This is a genomic window from Algibacter sp. L4_22 (assembly GCF_023473045.1).
Lineage (GTDB): Bacteria > Bacteroidota > Bacteroidia > Flavobacteriales > Flavobacteriaceae > Algibacter.
Map to the genome: position 1 here is coordinate 106,718 of NZ_JAMCOK010000006.1, position 19,658 is coordinate 126,375.

18 protein-coding genes and 2 pseudogenes are annotated in these 19,658 nt (G+C 30.4%); 17 read left to right on the top strand and 3 right to left on the bottom strand.

Features of this window, described 5'->3' with window-relative positions; genetic code table 11:
* Positions 1 to 53: 53 nt before the first annotated feature.
* From M4I23_RS15620 to M4I23_RS15630, 3 genes are all read right to left on the bottom strand, one after another.
* Complete coding sequence (locus M4I23_RS15620; protein WP_249755030.1) at positions 54 to 557, bottom strand: DUF6702 family protein; 504 nt, start codon at positions 555 to 557, stop codon at positions 54 to 56.
* 123 nt (positions 558 to 680) lie between these two features.
* Positions 681 to 1,469, bottom strand: coding sequence for a carboxypeptidase-like regulatory domain-containing protein (locus M4I23_RS15625; RefSeq protein WP_249755031.1), 789 nt, complete (start codon positions 1,467 to 1,469; stop codon positions 681 to 683).
* A gap of 85 nt (positions 1,470 to 1,554) precedes the next feature.
* Positions 1,555 to 2,361, bottom strand: coding sequence for a carboxypeptidase-like regulatory domain-containing protein (locus tag M4I23_RS15630; RefSeq protein ID WP_249755032.1), 807 nt, complete (start codon positions 2,359 to 2,361; stop codon positions 1,555 to 1,557).
* Positions 2,362 to 2,471: 110 nt separating this feature from the next.
* On the opposite strand from M4I23_RS15630, the gene pepE reads away from it, so the two are divergent.
* The 17 genes and pseudogenes from pepE to M4I23_RS15715 all read left to right on the top strand — a co-directional run bounded on the left by pepE (position 2,472) and on the right by M4I23_RS15715 (position 19,559).
* Positions 2,472 to 3,179 (top strand): dipeptidase PepE, encoded by a 708-nt coding sequence (gene pepE / locus M4I23_RS15635; RefSeq protein ID WP_249755033.1) that lies wholly within the window; start codon positions 2,472 to 2,474, stop codon positions 3,177 to 3,179.
* A gap of 1,318 nt (positions 3,180 to 4,497) precedes the next feature.
* Positions 4,498 to 4,959 carry a UpxY family transcription antiterminator gene (locus M4I23_RS15640; RefSeq protein ID WP_249755034.1) on the top strand — a complete coding sequence of 154 codons (462 nt, stop codon included), beginning with the start codon at positions 4,498 to 4,500 and terminating at the stop codon, positions 4,957 to 4,959.
* Positions 4,960 to 5,095: 136 nt separating this feature from the next.
* Positions 5,096 to 6,214, top strand: a complete 1,119-nt coding sequence (gmd, locus tag M4I23_RS15645; protein ID WP_158847921.1) for a GDP-mannose 4,6-dehydratase — start codon at positions 5,096 to 5,098, stop codon at positions 6,212 to 6,214.
* Positions 6,215 to 6,217: 3 nt separating this feature from the next.
* The gene (locus M4I23_RS15650) at positions 6,218 to 7,168 is read left to right on the top strand and encodes a GDP-L-fucose synthase (RefSeq protein ID WP_158851719.1); all 951 of its coding nucleotides are present in this window, start codon (positions 6,218 to 6,220) and stop codon (positions 7,166 to 7,168) included.
* A gap of 10 nt (positions 7,169 to 7,178) precedes the next feature.
* Positions 7,179 to 8,612, top strand: a complete 1,434-nt coding sequence (locus M4I23_RS15655) for a UDP-glucose 6-dehydrogenase (RefSeq protein WP_249755035.1) — start codon at positions 7,179 to 7,181, stop codon at positions 8,610 to 8,612.
* Between the two features lie 279 nt (positions 8,613 to 8,891).
* Positions 8,892 to 9,443: a hypothetical protein gene (locus tag M4I23_RS15660; RefSeq protein ID WP_249755036.1), complete on the top strand. Its 552-nt coding sequence runs from the start codon at positions 8,892 to 8,894 to the stop codon at positions 9,441 to 9,443.
* Positions 9,444 to 9,480: 37 nt separating this feature from the next.
* Positions 9,481 to 11,016, top strand: coding sequence for an MATE family efflux transporter (locus tag M4I23_RS15665; protein ID WP_249755037.1), 1,536 nt, complete (start codon positions 9,481 to 9,483; stop codon positions 11,014 to 11,016).
* The gene (locus tag M4I23_RS15670) at positions 11,017 to 11,799 is read left to right on the top strand and encodes a hypothetical protein (RefSeq protein WP_249755038.1); all 783 of its coding nucleotides are present in this window, start codon (positions 11,017 to 11,019) and stop codon (positions 11,797 to 11,799) included.
* Positions 11,800 to 11,974: 175 nt separating this feature from the next.
* The gene (locus M4I23_RS15675) at positions 11,975 to 12,808 is read left to right on the top strand and encodes a hypothetical protein (RefSeq protein ID WP_249755039.1); all 834 of its coding nucleotides are present in this window, start codon (positions 11,975 to 11,977) and stop codon (positions 12,806 to 12,808) included.
* A 306-nt stretch (positions 12,809 to 13,114) separates the two neighbouring features.
* The gene (locus tag M4I23_RS15680; protein WP_249755040.1) at positions 13,115 to 14,095 is read left to right on the top strand and encodes a hypothetical protein; all 981 of its coding nucleotides are present in this window, start codon (positions 13,115 to 13,117) and stop codon (positions 14,093 to 14,095) included.
* A gap of 72 nt (positions 14,096 to 14,167) precedes the next feature.
* Positions 14,168 to 14,788 carry an acyltransferase gene (locus M4I23_RS15685; protein WP_249755041.1) on the top strand — a complete coding sequence of 207 codons (621 nt, stop codon included), beginning with the start codon at positions 14,168 to 14,170 and terminating at the stop codon, positions 14,786 to 14,788.
* 56 nt (positions 14,789 to 14,844) lie between these two features.
* Positions 14,845 to 16,110, top strand: a complete 1,266-nt coding sequence (locus M4I23_RS15690) for a hypothetical protein (protein WP_249755042.1) — start codon at positions 14,845 to 14,847, stop codon at positions 16,108 to 16,110.
* Positions 16,107 to 16,958, top strand: a complete 852-nt coding sequence (locus M4I23_RS15695) for a glycosyltransferase (protein ID WP_249755043.1) — start codon at positions 16,107 to 16,109, stop codon at positions 16,956 to 16,958. Before M4I23_RS15690 ends, M4I23_RS15695 begins: the two co-directional genes overlap by 4 nt.
* A gap of 5 nt (positions 16,959 to 16,963) precedes the next feature.
* Positions 16,964 to 17,902 carry a glycosyltransferase gene (locus M4I23_RS15700; RefSeq protein ID WP_249755044.1) on the top strand — a complete coding sequence of 313 codons (939 nt, stop codon included), beginning with the start codon at positions 16,964 to 16,966 and terminating at the stop codon, positions 17,900 to 17,902.
* 3 nt (positions 17,903 to 17,905) lie between these two features.
* Positions 17,906 to 18,109: pseudogene (locus M4I23_RS19965) on the top strand (hypothetical protein); the annotation flags it as partial.
* A 120-nt stretch (positions 18,110 to 18,229) separates the two neighbouring features.
* A pseudogene (locus M4I23_RS15710) lies at positions 18,230 to 18,403 on the top strand (DapH/DapD/GlmU-related protein); the annotation flags it as partial.
* Between the two features lie 265 nt (positions 18,404 to 18,668).
* Positions 18,669 to 19,559 (top strand): acyltransferase family protein, encoded by an 891-nt coding sequence (locus tag M4I23_RS15715; RefSeq protein WP_249755045.1) that lies wholly within the window; start codon positions 18,669 to 18,671, stop codon positions 19,557 to 19,559.
* Positions 19,560 to 19,658: the final 99 nt, after the last annotated feature.

Consider the following 19,658-nt stretch of genomic DNA (forward strand, 5'->3'; position numbering starts at 1 on the left):
TAGTAACTAAAAACGGTCGAAAATAATAAATCTAGAAGTAAATTAACAGTAAATTAATTAAAATTTAACAGTGCAGAGTCATTTTTTTTTGTGAGTATAATACTTTTTTGCTTTGCATTTATTTTAGTTTTCACAATATTTTGCTGATCGGTACAAACATCAAAAAGCATTTTATTAGAAACATCAAAATCTTTAACCTCTTCAACATCAATTATTTCAAGATAAAAACGCACAATATCTCCATCATATTCTTTACCAACAAATTGAAGTTGAGCGGGCTCCTTATTTATAGAAATCACTAAATTATTATTAACGTATTCTTCCATGTAACCATTTATCGAATCGGCCTCCTTATTTTCATCTAAAGTGATATTTTCATCATAATTATGGCGTAATGCTTTTTCTAAATCATCAATAAAAACACGAGAAATAATTTGAACGGACTGTTTTTCTTTAACAAACTCAATTTGCGTTACACTAATGTAGTATTTGTGCATACCTGTAAATGAAAAAAAACTAAATACCGAGAGAAGTAAAACTATTTTAAAACGATTCATTAATCTATATATTTTTTGCTAAAGTAATTATTTATAAGATTCAAAAAGTATTCCAAAAACATAAGTCGTTTATTTCTCGACCCAGATTCCATTTTTTTTTGATATAATACCTATAGCTTAAAATCACTCTTCTCTGTTCGCAACGTATTGTTTATACTTCATTCTTAAAAAAATAAGTATTCTAAAATCTGTTTGATTTTTACAGAATTTAAAAAAATTAGCATCATCGGAGCAGAAATATAAAAAATCCATCCTAAAATCTTCATCCAATGGGTTCGATGCAAAAAAGTCTTTACCCAAACGCCCTTTAATACTAAGGATGAGCGACTGTTTCTCATCTAACTTCACTCTATTTCTAAGCATTTTTGTTCGGCCTGTGATAGCGTTTATTATGGGCGTAAATCCAACTGAAGCGCCAAGTCCGTAGCCAGAGCCACCTAAACTTGGGTTAAAACTAGAAGCCTCACTTAATTGCCGTTCGCTTTGTGTTGCAATTCTTCCGGTGTATCCAGGAATGCCCACATCGAAAAAATTTAGAGGTCTATCGCCTTTCGTGTTCTTAATATCAGAAAATAAATCGCCCGTTAGTATTTTACCAATAAAAATCTCGTCGAGCTCATTAATTTGCTCATCTAACTTCACCAAAACAGCTTTATTAACAAGCATTCGGTGTGTTACAATAACCTCCTTCAATTTATACTGAATAGAAGAAAACACAATAGTATCATGAAGTCTTATAGGAATTTTAAATTCGCCATTTTTATCGGTAATAGTAAAAGCTTGAGCCGTACTATTAATAACATGTATGTTCTCCACATCACTTAAACTCGATACTTTACCCAATAATTCAATGGTTTGACCAGAGACACCAAGAGTCGCTAAAAAAAATAAAATAAGTAGTTTTCGTTTCACACTTTAAATTTAAAGCACGAATAACGGTTTTAGTTTCTTAAAGAAATTACAAAAAGTAACTAAACTTTTGTTAAACCTAATAGCCCTATTCCTTTGCTTCGGCATTTAAAAAGGCAACACTCTTTGCGTTTAGTAACTCTAAAAAAGCCATTTCTTTACCTTCATTAAGTAAACTGAAATCAAAATTATTACGTTGTACATAATTTATAAACTCTTCAACGCGATGTTCGGGTATATTAAAATTATCGACTAAAAACTCCGAACCAAAGTAATATTTAACAGCCTCAATAGGTACTTCTGGAATCCCTTTTTCTTTCTTATTTTTAATCTTAGATCTAAATAAAGGCAGTAATAACTGGTCTACTACATTTACAACATTCAACCCATTTACCATTGGCATATGTTCCCTACCAAGAGCATCATTAACTGTTTTAGTACTATAATCACTAGCAAACTCAAATTCATCTTTATGTTTTATACCATAATAAAGCGCATCCAATTTAGGTTCAAACGGTTTGCTTACCTCCATATCTTTAGCCAAATTACCAGATAGTTTTTGTGGCAATAATATAATTTCATCGAGCTTATTAATTTCCACTATCAAAAACAACTTCATACTCTTAGAACCTACAATAGCTTCATTCACATTAAATTTAATATTCTGAAACTGTAAAGCGCTTACCTCAATAACATCATTAAGCCGCACGGCAAGTGTAAATTCTCCATGATCGTCGGTAATTGTACCCGTATTAGCCGATGCATTAAAAACCGTAATACCACCAAGATCGCTACTTTCAACAATAATTTTTCCAGAAACATTAAAACGCTGAAAATCTTGCGAAAAAGCTAATGAACTTATTAAAAAAACCAAAAAAAGCAATTTATTTTTCATATTCTATTTTTATTAAAAGTACATTATAAACAACGATTTTTCAAGTAAAACCAAAAAAATATACGCTAAAAACATAAAATTATTTAGTTTTACTCACTAAACCAAACCACATGCAACAAATAACAATTGCTAGCACATCTACCGTACACGGATCTGGCTATTTAGAATATCTGCTAGATTATTTAAGCCATTTTTTTAAAGATGCAAACAGCATACTATTTATTCCATACGCAAGGCCAGGCGGCATAAGTCATGATGGGTATACAGAACTTGTACAAACCGCATTTGCTAAAATTAATAAAACCGTAACCGGAATCCATACCTACAATAATCCCGTTGAAGCCGTAAACCAAGCCGAAGCTATTTTTGTTGGAGGTGGCAATACCTTTGTACTCACCAATCAATTGTATAAAAACAACCTCATCGCAACTTTACGCACCGTCATTAAAGCCGGAACACCGTATTTAGGAACCAGTGCAGGTAGTAATATTTGTGGGCTCACTATAAAAAACACCAACGATATGCCTATAATATATCCGCCAAGTTTCAATGCTTTGGCTTTGGTGCCATTCAACATAAACCCGCATTATTTAGACCCTTTGCCAGATAGCAAACACATGGGCGAAACGCGCGAAACCCGTATAAAAGAATTCCATAATTTCAATACAAACCCCGTAGTTGGCTTGCGCGAAGGGAGCTGGCTAGCAGTTTCAGGGAAATCTATCGTTTTAAAAGGCGAGTTACCAGCCCGCATTTTCGAATACAACAAAACACCTTACGAGGTCGTGCCAGAAACCGAGCTAAATCATCTAAAATAGCTAGAATTATAAATTAATCTTTTAAATATTTTTTTGGGCGGGTTTTTAAGAAGAATAAAAACCGCGCTATCCGTTATATCTTTTTGCGAAGTAATCTTAAGCTTTTTTTAGGAACACCTCGCCTTAAACAAAGTTTAGTAAAATCAATACTATTTAAGAATTCGCAAAAAGGATGCCACTGCTATCGCTCCCGCGTGTATCCGCCAGTAAAAGTAACTATAGAAAGATATTGTTTATTTGCAGTAAATAGTTAGAAAACAAAATTACGCGTTCCTTTATTTATCCGTCTCAGTTTTCTAATAATAAAAACATGATTTCGTCTCATCCTAAATTCAAAAGAAAAAAAACTGCGTTTAGTTAATTGTTAGGTTTGTATTAGTAATAATGTCATGAAACCTAATTCAATTTTAAAAAACCATAACAACCACAAAAAGAGACTTCAAATAATTCCTATTTTATTTGTTTTGAGCGTTTTATTGATAAAATAAAGCTGAAATTCTAGAATATAGCTCCCTAAAAATTTATTATAAAAAAAATATTAATTCTTATAAAAAAAGAGCCTTTCTAATTAGAATTACGAGTTTAGCAGTATTTTTTTATTTTTCTTTGAATTTCATAATTCCTTAAAGAAATAATACGTTTTTTCTCAGAATTTTAAACCTATTTCAATCAGATTATTATTTCTCCAAAAACCCAAAATATCCTAAATACAATCGACAAAACGTAATGTTTTATCTTTTAAACGCAAATAAATAGCTTTTAACCGATTTTAATAGTGTTTTTAGCGAATTACAAAAATCCCTTACCTATTTTATTAAAACAATTTCTATGTTTGTAAACTTAAAACAATACTGATTAATAGCGACGTATTCGTTTAATGATTAAAAGTACAAATGGCTTTTTAAACCCTTATTTAGGAAGTTTAACTTATAATTATTAGATAATTGAAATTTTTAATGCTAATCTGTGTTTTTATATCCACTTTAAAAGGTAGATATTACTTTCCTTTTTAGCGTAAATGAAGTTTAATGATAGATTAAAAACAAACCAGTAATCGAGGTATGATACAATCTATTTAAAATATTTATATCCTCCCTTAAGGTCATATTTATTAATTAAATCCAATTTATTATGAAAAAATTTAAATTAGTTTCGTTAGTATTTTTGTTGTTTACGGTAGTTCACCTATTTTTAACATTGCTATTATTATATATTAATGATTTAATAAGCAAAAAAAGAAATAGAATAATAGGGGATTTAAATTAAAAATGTAGCCCTTTCAATCTCTATGGAGGTTGTTTTTTAACAATATTAAGAAATGGACTGGAAAGTGATATATGTAAAACCCAGAACGGAGAAAAAAGTTGAATCTGCATTGTTAAAAATGGGGATTAAAGCTTACTGTCCTGTAGTTACAGAAATTCACCAATGGTCCGATAGAAAGAAAAAGGTAGAAGTTCCCATATTAAAGTCTTATGTGTTTGTTCAACCAGACGATAAAAAACTTGATGCCGTATTTCAAGTTAACCATGTAGTGCGTTATCTTTTTTGGCTAGGCAAACCTGCTATAGTTAGAGATAATGAAATTCAAGTCATGCAAAATTGGTTGGTAAAAGGAAACACAGAATCTAGTGTAGAAAGTATTCAACCTGGAGATAAATTAGATATTAATACAGGCCCTTTTAAGGGACAGAAAGGTCTTGTAAAAGAAATAAGTAAAAATAGAATCCAATTATTACTTTTGGATTTAGAAATGAAAATTACTTTAAACCGAAATTAGACTTCGTTTAAAGTTTTTTTTTGCAATAATACTGGGGCCTTAATGGGACTCAGGAGGCGGAGCTGTGAAGAGCCGCCATTAGTATCAGACTCAAATAAACTCAAATATATTTTCAAATTAAAAAAAAAACAAAACAATGGCAAACAAAGTAGCATTTATCACAGGGGTAACAGGCCAAGATGGCGCCTATTTAAGTGAGTTTTTATTAAAAAAAGGATATACAGTACATGGTTTAAAACGCCGTTCTTCTTTATTTAATACAGATAGAATAGATCATTTATATCAAGACCCACATATTGAGGAGCGTAAGTTCATTTTACACTATGGGGATATGACGGATAGTACGAATTTAATCCGTTTAATAAAAGAAATTCAGCCAGACGAGATTTACAATCTTGCAGCTATGAGTCACGTACATGTATCATTCGAGATTCCAGAATACACAGCAAATGCAGATGGTATTGGTACACTTAGAATTCTTGATGCTGTTAGATTACTAGGTTTAGAAAAGAAAACTAGAATCTACCAAGCCTCTACATCAGAGTTATACGGTAAAGTTCAAGAAGTACCACAATCTGAAACAACACCTTTTTACCCACGTTCTCCGTATGCTGTTGCAAAAATGTACGCTTACTGGATTACTGTAAATTATAGAGAAGCTTACGGTATGTATGCTTGTAATGGTATTTTATTTAATCACGAGTCGCCTATTAGAGGAGAAACGTTTGTAACGCGTAAAATTACAAGAGCAACCTCTAGAATTGCTTTAGGTTTACAAGATAAATTCTATTTAGGAAACCTAGATGCCAAACGTGATTGGGGCCATGCTAAAGATTATGTTCGCATGATGTGGATGATCCTTCAAGCTGAAGAAGCTGAAGATTGGGTTATTGCAACAGGAAAAACAACAACCGTTAGAGACTTTGTACGTTTAAGTTTTGCTGAAGTTGGTATAACATTAGAATTTAAAGGCGAAGGTATTAATGAAAAGGGTTATGTAAAATCTTGTTCTAACGAAAAATACAAAATGGAAATTGGTAAAGAAGTTTTAGCCGTAGATCCAAAATATTTCAGACCAACAGAAGTTGAGTTATTAATTGGTGATGCTACTAAAGCAAATACCAAATTAGGATGGGAATGCCAATATGAACTTGCCGATTTGGTAAAAGATATGATGGAAAGCGATTTGCATTTAATGCATAAAGATTGCTATTTACAAGAAGGTAACTATAAAACGTTAAATTATTTTGAATAGATGATGGACAAAAATTCAAAAATATACATAGCTGGCCATAGAGGTATGGTCGGCTCTGCCGTATGGCGAGCATTAGAAGCCGCAGGTTACACCAATATTATTGGCAAAACCAGTGCAGAACTAGATTTGCGTAGTCAAAATGCAGTACAAGAATTCATCGTAAAAGCACAACCAGATGTTATTATAGATGCCGCTGCAAAAGTGGGTGGTATTTTAGCGAATAGCCAATACCAATTTGAGTTCTTGCTAGAAAACATGCAAATTCAAAATAACTTAATCGATGCTGCTCATAAAAATAATGTTTCAAAATTTATTTTTTTAGGGAGCTCTTGCATTTATCCTAAGTTAGCGCCACAACCTTTAAAGGAAGATTATTTATTAACGGGCCCATTAGAACCTACAAACGATGGTTATGCCATTGCTAAAATTTCGGGTGTACGTTTATGTAAAGCGATAAGAGACCAATACCAAAAAGATTTTGTAAGCTTAATGCCTACTAATTTATATGGTCCTTTTGATAATTTCGATTTAAAATCATCGCATGTATTACCTGCCATGATTAGAAAATTTCATGAAGCAAAAATTGATAATAACGCTACAGTAACATTATGGGGCAGTGGATCTCCAATGCGAGAGTTTTTACATGTCGATGATATGGCGCAAGCCGTTCTTTTCGCTGTTCAAAATAAGCTCCCTGAACATTTATACAATGTAGGAACTGGTACCGATGTCACTATTAAAAATTTAGCAGAAACCGTACAACGTATTGTTGGGCACGAAGGTGCTATTATATGGGATGATACAAAACCCGATGGCACACCAAGAAAACTTATGGATATTTCTAAAATGAATACTATTGGCTGGCAATCCACCACACCCCTAGCCCAAGGTATTCAAAACACCTATAATTGGTTTCTTTCAAACGAAGAATCTTATAAAAAAATTAAATTATAAATTAAATATTATGTTTACTCAAATAGATAACACCGCTATGCTTTCTACTGCAAAAAAAATAAAGTCAATATGTTGTATTGGTGCTGGATATGTTGGTGGGCCAACTATGGCTGTTATGGCTCAAAAAAATCCAGATATTAAAGTCACTGTAGTCGACCTTAATAAACAGCGTATTGCAGACTGGAATGATAGTGATTTAACAAAATTACCTATTTTTGAACCCGGTTTAGATGTTGTGGTGCAAGAAGCAAGAGGTCGTAATCTATTTTTTTCTACAGATGTTGATAAAGCCATTCAAGAAGCCGACATGATTTTTATTTCGGTAAACACACCTACCAAAACCTATGGTGTTGGTAAAGGTATGGCAGCAGATTTAAAATATATTGAGCTTTGTGCCAGACAAATTGCGCAAGTCGCTACAACCGATAAAATTGTTGTAGAAAAATCGACTCTACCCGTTAAAACAGCACAGGCTATAAAAAGTATTTTAGATAATACAGGCAACGGTGTTAAGTTTCAAATTTTATCGAACCCTGAATTTTTAGCAGAAGGTACGGCTATGACAGATTTGGAAAATCCAGATCGCGTGTTAATAGGTGGCGAACAAACTGAAGATGGTCTTAAAGCCATTCAATCCTTAGTTAATGTTTACGCGACTTGGGTACCCAAAGCACAGATTCTAACCACTAATATATGGTCTTCAGAGCTATCTAAATTAGTGGCTAATGCCTTTTTAGCGCAACGTGTTTCTTCTATTAACGCCATTTCAGAACTTTGTGAAGCTAGTGGTGCTAATGTGGAAGAAGTTTCTAAAGCTATTGGAATGGACTCTCGTATCGGATCAAAATTCTTAAAAGCCTCTGTAGGTTTTGGAGGGTCTTGTTTTCAAAAAGATATTCTAAACTTAGTCTATATTTCAAAATCCTTAGGTTTAAATGAAGTTGCCGATTACTGGGAGCAGGTTATTATCATGAATAATCACCAACGTAACCGCTTTGCAAAAAATATTGTATCGACACTATACAACACTGTAGCTGGTAAAAAAATAGCATTCTTAGGTTGGGCCTTTAAAAAAGACACCAATGATACTCGAGAATCTGCTGCCATTTACGTAGCCGATCAACTTATCGAGGAGCAAGCCAACATTAGCGTTTACGACCCTAAAGTAACGGCTTCACGAATGCAATCAGATTTAAATTATTTAGAGACAAGATCTGAAACTGAAAACGAGACATATGTTAAAACAGAAACCGATCCATACAAAGCCGTAGAAGGTGCACACGCTATAGCGGTTCTAACCGAATGGGATGCCTTTAAAACTTACGATTGGCAACGCATTTACGACCAAATGAGCAAACCGGCCTTTATATTCGATGGCCGTAATGTTTTAGATAAATCGAATTTGGAAACTATTGGGTTTCAAGTAAAATCAATTGGTAAATAATTAGTATCAACCAAGTAATAATAAACAGGTTAAATTGCTTTTAAACAAAGCTATTTAACCTGTTTAATTAAAAAATCGATACTAAATATATAATTGAAGGTCCAAAACGAAAAACTAGTTAAAATTCAAAAAGTTTTAAATCCGTATACCAACCATTATTTAAAATCTAAACGCTTTAATAATTTAACACCTTAGATATTTTTTTAATATTTTGATTTAAGAAAAACTTAAACAACCTAGTAATTAATATTAGCCAATTTTAAATTTTAAATTTTTTTCATGAAAAAAAGAGTTAACGTTAGGAAAACAAATAAAGGAGAAAAAGTAGTTATAAATGTTTCTGACAGGCCTCGATTTGGGCAAATAGAAAATATCCTACTAAAATTAAATAAATTCCCAATAATTAGAGAATTTAAATTTATTAAAAAAATTATTCATAAAATTTGCGGTGTCCCTTTATCATCTAGTTTTAGTCGTGAATTTTCATTATTAAGACCAATTATTGAAGTTGGTGAAAATACAGCTTTATACGATACTCTTATTACAGGGTGCGGCTTAATAAAAATCGGGAATAACTGCTCCTTTTCTCATCGAAATATGATCGTTTCAAGCGCCCATAATATTGACGACTTTCATAAAATAACTTTAAGACCTGTAACTATAGGCAATAATGTTTGGATAACTTCGAATATAACTATACTAGGAGGAGTTACTATAGGTGATAACACCATAATAGGAGCAGGAAGTATTGTTAATAAAGACATACCTTCAGGAGTATTTGCTACTGGGAACCCATGTAAGGTTATAAAAGAAATTAATTTTAAAAAATAATAAATAATTAAAATAATTTAGGAAACTAAAACCATACATGAAAGAAGCAAAACGCGTAGCTAAAAACACAGGGATTTTATACGCACAAATGGGTATTACCGTATCAATGTCGTTATACACAACACGTTTAGTTTTAGCTGCTTTAGGGGCTGAAGATTTTGGGATATTCAATGTTGTTGGTGGTGCCATCGTCATGCTTACTTTTTTAAATACGGCCATGGCGGCAGCTTCACAACGGTTTATGTCCTTTGCGCAAGGCGAGGGCAATTTTAAAAAGCAAAAAAATATTTTCAACATAAGTTTAGTATTGCATTTTTTGATTGCCATTATTGTCATTATTTTATTGGAAATCGTAGGATATTTTCTATTTAATGGGATTTTAAAAATTGCACCTGAACGATTGGATGTTGCTAAACTTATTTATCAATTTCTAATAATAAGTACGTTTTTTACCATTATTTCTGTACCCTATGACGCTATAATTAATGCGCACGAAAACATGCTATTCGTTGCCATTTTGCGTATTGGAGAAACCATATTAAAATTGGCCATTGCTCTATTTATAACCTATACTATTTTTGATAGACTCTATGTCTATGGGCTTTTAATGGCTTCCTTATCCATAGTATTAATGGTTGTACGCCAAATTTATTGTCATAGAAAATATGAAGAAGTAGATATCAATTTAAAAAAATATTTTAACAAACCGTTATTTAAAGAAATGACCGGTTTTGCTGGTTGGAGTTTTTTAGGCTCCTCCAGCAGCATCCTAACTAATTACGGCCAAGGTATTGTTATAAACATGTTTTTTGGCACAGCCGTAAATGCGGCTCAAGGTGTATCTGCACAAGTAAGTGGCCAGTTAAGTACGTTTGCAAGAACCATGCTTAAAGCTTTGAATCCTCTAATAGCAAAAAGCGAAGGTGCTGGAGACAGAATCCTCATGCTTAAAGCCTCTTTTATTGGTAGTAAACTTAGCTTTTTTCTTTTAACTATTTTTTATGTACCTGTTATACTAGAAATGCCCTATATATTTGGCTTTTGGCTTAAAGAAGTCCCAGAATACGCCATCATATTTTGCCAATTAGTCTTAATCAGGAATTTAATAGAGCAACTCTATATCACATTAATATCGTCAATTGCAGCCGTTGGCAATATTCGAAAGTTCCAAACCTATACTGCTATAATCAATTTTTTACCTTTAATAGCAGCTTATATCCTGTTTACTTTGGGTTACCCACCCTACGCCCTATATTTTGTATTTATCATTTACTCCCTATCTAACGGTTTAATTACACTATTTTTCGCAAAAAAAGAATGTGGTTTATCCATTAAAGAATATTTTAAAGATGTGATATTAAAGTGTATTCTATCTTTTTTAATAGTCCTATTATTAACAGCTATTCCTAATCACTTTATGCCAGAAGGTTTTCTAAGGCTTATAACCGTACTCGCAGTTAGTACCATCTTCTTTTTTATTGTTGTTGGCCTTATCGGCTTAACAAACTATGAAAAAAATATGGCTAAAACCATATTAAACAATGTATACTCTAAATATAAAACCAAATTATAAATGAAAAACCTCTCTGTTTTTGTGTGTTCATCGGATGCCTATTCGGATTTATGGCCTATTTTTTTCGACCTATTTCATAAGTATTGGCCGCAATATAACGGAGCTATTTATTTAAATACCGAAAATAAAACGTATAAGCATCCACATTTAAACATTATTTGTACAAATGTTGGGCACCAAAGTAGTTTTGGTAAAACTTTAAGAAAAGGGTTAGATAAAGTTGAAACTGAAGATATTTTGCTATTAATGATTGATTTCATCTTTATGGGGGATGTAAATACTGATAAAATGGCAGAGTATTTCAAACATTTTAAAGATCATAATCTAGACTCTATTTGCCTATATTATCAAAATTATAGAGCCTTTGAAACAACCAGTTCTAAAGATATTCTAAACGTGATACCACCTTCCAAAGATATGTTTTCATTTCAAACAGCTTTTTGGAAAAAAACAATGCTTTATGAAATGGCCTTGCCACATGAGAACCCATGGACATCTGAATGGTTTGGAACAAAACGAGCAAATAAAATAAAACTAAAATTAGCCTGTCTAGCAAAAGACGTCGTAATACCTATAAATTATGATTTAGCGGGTTGTTTGCATAAAGGCCAATGGCTAGAAAATGCAAAAGAACATTTAGAAAGTATTAATTACAAAATTGATTACAGTAAAAGAGGATTTTATGTAAAACCTAAAGCCTCTATAAAACAAAGATTAAAAGCAAAAAGAATGTATGTTTCCCATGGCTTAAAAGGTAGCTATTGGGATTTAATGCGTAGATAATTAAAAAAATATTTAATCAAGAACAACAGTCAATAAGCTTTATCATGAAGGTAATAGTATTGACCTTATCAATGTATTTTATTATTATCCCTATTTCATTCAATAAATTATATTTCCTTTTTGGGAAACAAAAACAAAGTTATAAAAGTCTATTCATAATTAAATAAACAACCCTATGAACCAATATTCGATACTTGTAAATACCTGTGATAAATTTGAAGACTGTTGGGATCCTTTTTTTAAATTATTCTCTATTTATTGGCCCGATTATAAAGGTAAAATATATTTAAATACCGAATATAAAAATTATACTTATGGTGAATTAAATATCATTCCTCTAAAAGTTGCTGAAGAAAAACAAGATGGCCACCTTATTACTTGGAGTGAATGTTTAATACGTGCTTTAAATAAAATTGATACCGATTTTGTTTTGTATATGCAAGAGGATTACTTTTTAAAAGACAACGTAAAAAATGATATAGTTAATGAATATGCTCAATTAATGAGTAAACATGAAGATATAGCTTGTATTCATTTAACAGATCAAGGTCTTATTAGTAAAGAAAGTGAACAGAAATATAAAGGACTAAATCCTGTAAAATTAAACCAACGTTATAGAGTGAGTTGCCAAGCTGCTTTATGGAAAAAAGAAATTCTATTTAAACATCTGCGGTCTTATGAAAACGCATGGGAATTTGAAGAATTTGGATCTCAAAGAAGTGCCATTTATAATGATGATTTTTATTCCGTTGATAAAAATTGGATTAAGCTCAATCATTTTGAAATTATACCTTATGTATTCACAGGAATTATACAAGGAAGATGGTTTGAAGAAATAATACCTCTTTTCAAAAAACATAATATAGATATGGATTACTCCATACGAGGTTTTGTGAACGATAGACAATCAAAGCCATTTAAAAACAGGGTCGAATATCGATTGAAGAAAATACCTAAAATTTTAAAAAATCAAATAGAATTATTAAAGCTTAAATCGAGTAATAAATAAATTTGTTTTGTCCTAATGAGTTATAAAATATAAAGTAGAGTTTCATAATGCTAATTAACTAAAAAAAACATACTCAACACCTATTTTATACTCAGTATGAATTATTCTATAAAAATAAATTTAAGGACTAAATATAATCGTTATTTGCCTCTGTTTCATTATTTTTTTTACTTATACGCGCATTTTTTTTGGGTTAGAAATAGATGAAAAATTTAGGTAAGGTGTTTTTATTCAATATATTTAACATCTTATTTCACATTTTTTTAACCAATAAATGCATCTATTTATATTCAAAAATAAATTTATATGAATAACCTAATTATATACACTCTCAAAACACTCCGTAAGATCTATCAAAAAATCAAGAAACAACCTTCTTATTTTGTGCGTGGTATTCAGGACAAAGAACAAGCTTCTAGTGCCTTATATAACACGTTATTATTTGATGCTCCTTGCATGATTGCCCGTTTTGGTGCATTTGAGTTATCCATGTTATTAAATTATTTGGCTATACAAAACCATAAATATAAAACACGTTCTTATTTAACAGGCAAAACAGAACAATGGTGGTGGAACAAAAAATTAATGTATAGTATGCAAAATAATGCAGGTTTTTTTCCTAATGACGTAAAACATATCTCTCGTTTTTGCAAATTGATGTTAGAGGATATAAAAGAAGTTGATGTTTTAGGTTCGTGGTTATCCATAGAGAAGCAAGTAGATATGTATAGGTCAAAAAACTCATTAAATGTCCATCTACTTTTACTAGAGCCATTTTGGTCTAAAACCCCTTGGACCGCTGCTTTAAAAGGCAAAAAAGTATTGGTAGTACACCCCTTTAGTGAAACTATTGAAGCACAATATAAAAAGAGAAATCTTTTATTTGATAAAGAGGTTCTTCCTGATTTCGAATTAAGTACTATAAAAGCAGTACAAAGTATAGGGGGCAAAAGTTCATTTAATTCGTGGTTTGAAGCTTTAGAGTATCTGAAAGCAGAAATTGATAAAGTAGATTATGATGTATGCCTAATAGGTGCAGGTGCTTATGGTTTTCCGTTAGCAGCTCATGTAAAACGTAGTGGTAAAAAAGCAGTTCATTTAGGAGGTGCTTTGCAACTATTATTTGGCATTAGAGGAAAACGTTGGGATAACCCTGAATACGCTACTAAAGTTTGGAATTTACAAGAAGGGAGTTATACTAATTTAATAAACGAGCATTGGGTAAGGCCAGGGGAAATAGACAAACCAAAAAATGCAGAACAGGTAGAAGGGGCTTGTTATTGGTAATAATAGAATCAAATATTGGGTATAAAAAGCCAAAGAAGATTAAAGCTTATAATATATTTAATTAAAATTTAGATGATACAAAAATTATTTTACATATTGGTAAAAGCAAAAAGGAAAATAATTAAAATTGTTACTTGTTATTTTGAACAGATTTATTGTAAAATTATTTTATATGGACAGAATGTGAAATTTAAAAAAATAAGTTCTAATGGAATACCGTATGTAATGGTTGCAATTGGTGGTAGTTTTTCTATTGGGGATAACTTTAAAATGAATAATGGATTAAAGGGAAATCCTATTGGGCGACCACAGAAGTGTACTTTCATAGTTGATAAAAATGCCGAATTAGTGATAGGAAATAATGTAGGTATTAGTCAAGTAGCAATTGTCTGTCATTCACGTATTATAATAGGGGATAATGTGAAAATTGGTGGTGGGGTTTGTATATATGACACAGATTTTCATTCGTTAGATTCAAATATAAGGAATGATGATAAAGAAGACAGAGATAACAAAATTAATTTACCTATTGAAATTAAAAAGAATGCTTTTATAGGGGCTCATACTACAATTTTAAAAGGAGTGATTATAGGTGAAAATGCTATTGTAGGAGCTTGTTCATTAATAGCTAATGATATACCATCTAATGAAATTTGGGCAGGTAATCCGGCCCGTTTGATAAAAAAAATATAGATTAAAATGTTTTTTAAGATAGAATTATTTATGAATTTTAAATTTTAGTATAAACAGTGAAAAATAAAATACTTCCTTACCTTATAATTGTTTTAACCTTCGTTTCAATTACACAATGGTTGAATATAGATACGAGTAATTTGACAGTAATTTGGTGGGGTATATACTTATCAATTCTTTCATTATTTATTTCAAGCAAAAAACTTTATTTTAAAGGCCAATCAACACCCTTTTTTATAAAATTATTTTTAATATTAATAGGATTTGAATTTTTGAATGGTATTGTTTTAGCTGAAGGTTATTGGGATTTTAAAGCATTAATAAATAATGCATTGGCATTTTTACTCTGCTTATCTATTTATGTATATTCCACTCCTCAGTTATTGAGTAAAACATTAAGTATTTGGTTTAAGCTAGCCTTAATAGCTTTCTTTTTATTTTTACCAATTATGCAGCCCGAAGCACCTGCTAAATATTTAATACCTATTTTATTTATATCGTTATTTATTAAACCATTACCATTTAAAACCAAATTAATCATTTTACTCTTTTTTAGTTTTGTTTTTATATTCGGTGGCTTAGGTGCAAGATCTTCAGTAATAAAATATTTAATAGCGCTATTAATGGGGGTAAGTGTATATACCAATATCTATAAAAGTAAAATTATAATTCGTATTGCTCATGGTGTATTAATGTTTTTACCGTTTGTTTTGTTAATTGTTGGGCTTTTAGGAGTTTTTAATGTATTCAAATTTGATGAATACCTGCCTAAATCTTTAGATATTGAAGTAACAAATTCTTATGACAAGGACGAAAAAGAAAACCTTAATGCAGACACCAGAACTTTTATTTATGAGGAAGCAATTATAAGTGCAATAAATGGACACTACGTTATGCTAGGGAACTCTTTATCGAGAGGATATAAGTCTCCCTATTTCGGAGACGGTGACTTTTACGGAAGAGGAGAAAGATATAACTCTGAAGTATCAATAATAAATGTTTTTACTCATTTTGGGATTATTGGAGTGTTGGTTTATTTTGGGATTTTTTATATGGCGACTTATAAAGCAATTTACCAGTCTAAAAACAATTATATCATAATGTTGGGTGTGTATGTTTCTTTTAGGTGGGTGTTTTCGTGGATTGAAGATTTTAGTCGTTTCGATTTAAATTATATGTTTATCTGGATTATGATAAGTATGTGTTTTTCTGAACAGTTTAGGAGTATGAATAATAAACAGTTCGAATTCTGGGTACGTGGTATTTTCGAAAAACGTTATCGTAGACTAGAATTCCTTATTAATAAAAGAAAAATGAAATGATTATTAAAGAAATAGCAATATTACTAACTTGTCATAACCGCAAGGATAAGACAATAGAATGCTTAGAAGTTCTTTACTTAAATAAAATACCAGAAGGTTATTCATTTACTGTTTTTTTAGTAAATGATGGTTCTACTGATGGAACGAAAGAAGCTGTAAAAGAAAAATTTCCAAAAGTAAACATCATTAAAGGAAATGGTAATTTATTTTGGAATCAAGGAATGCGTTTGGCATGGAAAACAGCTTCTAACACAAAAAAATATGATTTTTACCTCTGGTTAAATGATGATACCATACTAGAAAAGAATGCCGTAAAATCTCTTTTTGAATGTTATACTGAGGTATTACTCGAAGATGAAAAACCGGCAATAATAACTGGGGCTTGTAAATGTTCAACTAAAAGTAATACGTTTTCTTATGGTGGTAGAACTGAAGAAGGTGCAGTTATACCAAATGGCAAATTACAAAAGTGTACATATATAAATGGTAATTTTGTTTTGATTCCTGATTTTATTTATAAACAATTAGGTAATTTATCATCAGACTATACCCATGGTATGGGCGATTTTGATTATGGCTTAAGAGCTATTAAAGAAGGTTTTAATTGTTATACAACTAAAGGGTTTATTGCAGTTTGTGCACCAAACGAAGGAATTCAGGGTTGGTGTAATCCTAAGAACTCACTCAAAAAAAGATGGAATTTATTACATTCTCCTCTGGGTTTAAATATTAAAGAATATAATACATTTCGTAGAAAATTTTGGGGTACTAAATGGCTTTTATTTGCTTTAAAGGCATATGTAAAAGCAATATCCCCTACTACTTATAATAAAATTTCAAACAAATAAAAAAAATGCAATTAGCACCTATCTGTCTATTTACCTACAATCGTTTAAGTGAAACCAAACAAACGGTAGAAGCTTTACAAAATAATTTTTTAGCTAAAGAAAGTGATTTGTTTATTTTCTCTGATGGTGGTAAAAATGAAGTTTCAAAAGTAAAAGTACAAGAAGTACGTGCTTATATTAAAACTATTGTAGGCTTTAACTCTATAAATATAGTTGAATCTATAGAAAATAAAGGTTTAGCAAATTCTATTATTTCTGGAGTTACACAAGTCGTTAATAAGTACGAAAAGGTTATTATTTTAGAAGACGATTTAATAACATCCCCTAATTTTTTAAATTTCATGAATCAAGCTTTAGATTTTTATAAAAACGATGCTCAGGTTCAATCTATTAACGGGTTTTCATTACTTATAAATTCGAATGTTAACGATGTCTATTTTCAAACAAGACCCTTTCCATGGGGTTGGGCTACCTGGCAAAATAGATGGAGAGAAGAATTGTTTAACAAATCTGAAATAAAAAAAGAAATTGATTTAAATAAAGAGCTTTTAAAAAATTTCAAGAAAAAATGCGGTAGTGATATTTCTAAAATGCTGGTAGACTCCGTTAATGGAGTTAATGATTCTTGGTATGTGAGATGGACCTATAACCATTTTATTAATAAAACCATTTCTGTGTACCCTAAAGAATCATTAATTGCTAATATTGGATTTGGACCGGATGGTACCCATTGCAACGGCATAAATACCTACAAATATAAACTCTTAGAAAAAACCCAAACTAATTTTCGTTTTTTAAAAAACAAAAGCTTGGATAAGCAGACGGAAAAAGATTTTTTAAAATACTTCACATATACTTATAAGTTTAAAGCTCGTTTAAAATATTTGTCAACAAAATCTGGGCGAAAAACTTTGAAAGATGACATAATGGAAAAGTTAAAATAAATTATGATAAAGTTTATAAAGAAACTTAGAGATTTATACTTAGTAAAATTTAGATGGCGGCATTATAAAATTGGTAATAACTTTCATTCTGGTCGAGGCGTAAAAATATGGGCTAAGAATTCAATTATAATCGGTGATAATTTTTATATCGGAAGATATTCTCAAATTGAATGTGATTCCCTCATTGGTAATAATGTTATTTTTGGCAACAATGTAGCCTTAGTTGGTAAATTTGATCATCATTTTCATCAAGTAGGCGTACCTACAAGATTAGCTTCACAAATTAGAGATCAGGATTACAATTGGAAAGGTATACATTCAAAAGTTATTATAGATGATGATGTGTGGGTTGGTTATGGCTCCATTATTATGTCTGGAATTAAGATAGGAAAAGGTTCTATAATTGCAGCGGGTTCTGTTGTTACAAAGGATATTACTCCTTACGCAATTGTAGGAGGTAACCCTGCAAAATTTATAAAATTAAGATTTAACCCGGAAGAACAAAAGAGACACGAGTTATTACAACAATCAAGTGGTATTGAAAATAATGAACCAAACGGATAGCAAGTATTTTATAAATACTATAAATGTGTATTCTTTTTGTATGGCAAAAAGAGATGCACATTTTGCATAGGTTTAAAGATTTAATAACAAAAATAGATCTAACTTTTTTAGCGTTATTAACAATTATTATTTCATTTCTTGTATGGCCTCTCATTATTAGACGTTACCATACATTTTAACCAAACAAAAATAATATTGAGTTATGAAGAAAAGATTAGAATATATAGACCAAATAAGAGGACTAGCAATCATGCTTGTTGTAATTGGTCACATTATACAATTTAATAAAATTCAAGGAGGAATGAAAAGCTCTATTTTTAATATTATATATTCATTCCATATGCCATTATTCTTTTTTAGTCAAGAATGGAATTCAATTAAAATGAATGACATTATTAATACAATTACGTATCCTAACCTTTGGTTTTTAAAAACCTTATTTGAAATATTTTTGTTTTACGGATTTTTTGTTTGGATTTCTTCTTTGAAAAATAAAAGTAATAATATTTTAAAAGATATTTTAATTTTTATTTTTATATCAGTATTAACTATTATTTATAGTCTTATTAGTGAAAATAAAAATTTTTCATCCTTATTTTTATATACTTTATTTTTCTATATGGCTGTTTTTATATCAAAATATTCAATGCTTGAAAAATTAGTTATGAATAAATGGGTTTTTGCTTCAAGTTTTATTCTTTTTATAACACTAATCGGACACTGGAAAATTGAAGGAACAATATATGATGATATATTAAAACTTATTATTTCAACCTTTTCTTTTATCCTCTTTTTAAATTTAACTATTAAGTTTAAATGGAACCCTTTTATTTCAAAGCAAATAATGACTTTTGGACAATACTCTTTAGGAATATATGTAATTCAATTTCATTTAGCAAAACTGACTATAAATTCTCATACACAAATCTTTGATGACATTAACCCAATTTTACTTTTCTTCATTTGCTTAATAATATCAATTCCTATATGCTACCTATCTGTTTGGATTTCGAAACTTATTGAATTGAATAGTCTATTGAATTTTATATTTCTAGGTAAAAAATTAAATGTCAAAAAAGTTAAACTAAATTAATTATTGAATTTTAAAATTATTATTTAAACAAAACGTATGGTAACACCAGTAACTGTTGCACAACCTATTATTTTAAATAAATCGATATATTTTAGATTA

Excerpts from the sequence above, each read along its gene's own strand:
- M4I23_RS15715 (WP_249755045.1), top strand. The coding sequence starts at position 18,669 with ATGAAGAAAAGATTAGAATATATAGACCAAATAAGAGGACTAGCAATC.
- M4I23_RS15685 (WP_249755041.1), top strand. The coding sequence starts at position 14,168 with ATGATACAAAAATTATTTTACATATTGGTAAAAGCAAAAAGGAAAATA.
- M4I23_RS15675 (WP_249755039.1), top strand. The coding sequence starts at position 11,975 with ATGAACCAATATTCGATACTTGTAAATACCTGTGATAAATTTGAAGAC.
- M4I23_RS15650 (WP_158851719.1), top strand. The coding sequence starts at position 6,218 with ATGGACAAAAATTCAAAAATATACATAGCTGGCCATAGAGGTATGGTC.
- M4I23_RS15670 (WP_249755038.1), top strand. The coding sequence starts at position 11,017 with ATGAAAAACCTCTCTGTTTTTGTGTGTTCATCGGATGCCTATTCGGAT.
- M4I23_RS15640 (WP_249755034.1), top strand. The coding sequence starts at position 4,498 with ATGGACTGGAAAGTGATATATGTAAAACCCAGAACGGAGAAAAAAGTT.
- M4I23_RS15680 (WP_249755040.1), top strand. The coding sequence starts at position 13,115 with ATGAATAACCTAATTATATACACTCTCAAAACACTCCGTAAGATCTAT.
- M4I23_RS15655 (WP_249755035.1), top strand. The coding sequence starts at position 7,179 with ATGTTTACTCAAATAGATAACACCGCTATGCTTTCTACTGCAAAAAAA.
- M4I23_RS15665 (WP_249755037.1), top strand. The coding sequence starts at position 9,481 with ATGAAAGAAGCAAAACGCGTAGCTAAAAACACAGGGATTTTATACGCA.
- M4I23_RS15660 (WP_249755036.1), top strand. The coding sequence starts at position 8,892 with ATGAAAAAAAGAGTTAACGTTAGGAAAACAAATAAAGGAGAAAAAGTA.
- gmd (WP_158847921.1), top strand. The coding sequence starts at position 5,096 with ATGGCAAACAAAGTAGCATTTATCACAGGGGTAACAGGCCAAGATGGC.
- pepE (WP_249755033.1), top strand. The coding sequence starts at position 2,472 with ATGCAACAAATAACAATTGCTAGCACATCTACCGTACACGGATCTGGC.
- M4I23_RS15630 (WP_249755032.1), bottom strand. The coding sequence starts at position 2,361 with ATGAAAAATAAATTGCTTTTTTTGGTTTTTTTAATAAGTTCATTAGCT.
- M4I23_RS15620 (WP_249755030.1), bottom strand. The coding sequence starts at position 557 with ATGAATCGTTTTAAAATAGTTTTACTTCTCTCGGTATTTAGTTTTTTT.
- M4I23_RS15695 (WP_249755043.1), top strand. The coding sequence starts at position 16,107 with ATGATTATTAAAGAAATAGCAATATTACTAACTTGTCATAACCGCAAG.
- M4I23_RS15700 (WP_249755044.1), top strand. The coding sequence starts at position 16,964 with ATGCAATTAGCACCTATCTGTCTATTTACCTACAATCGTTTAAGTGAA.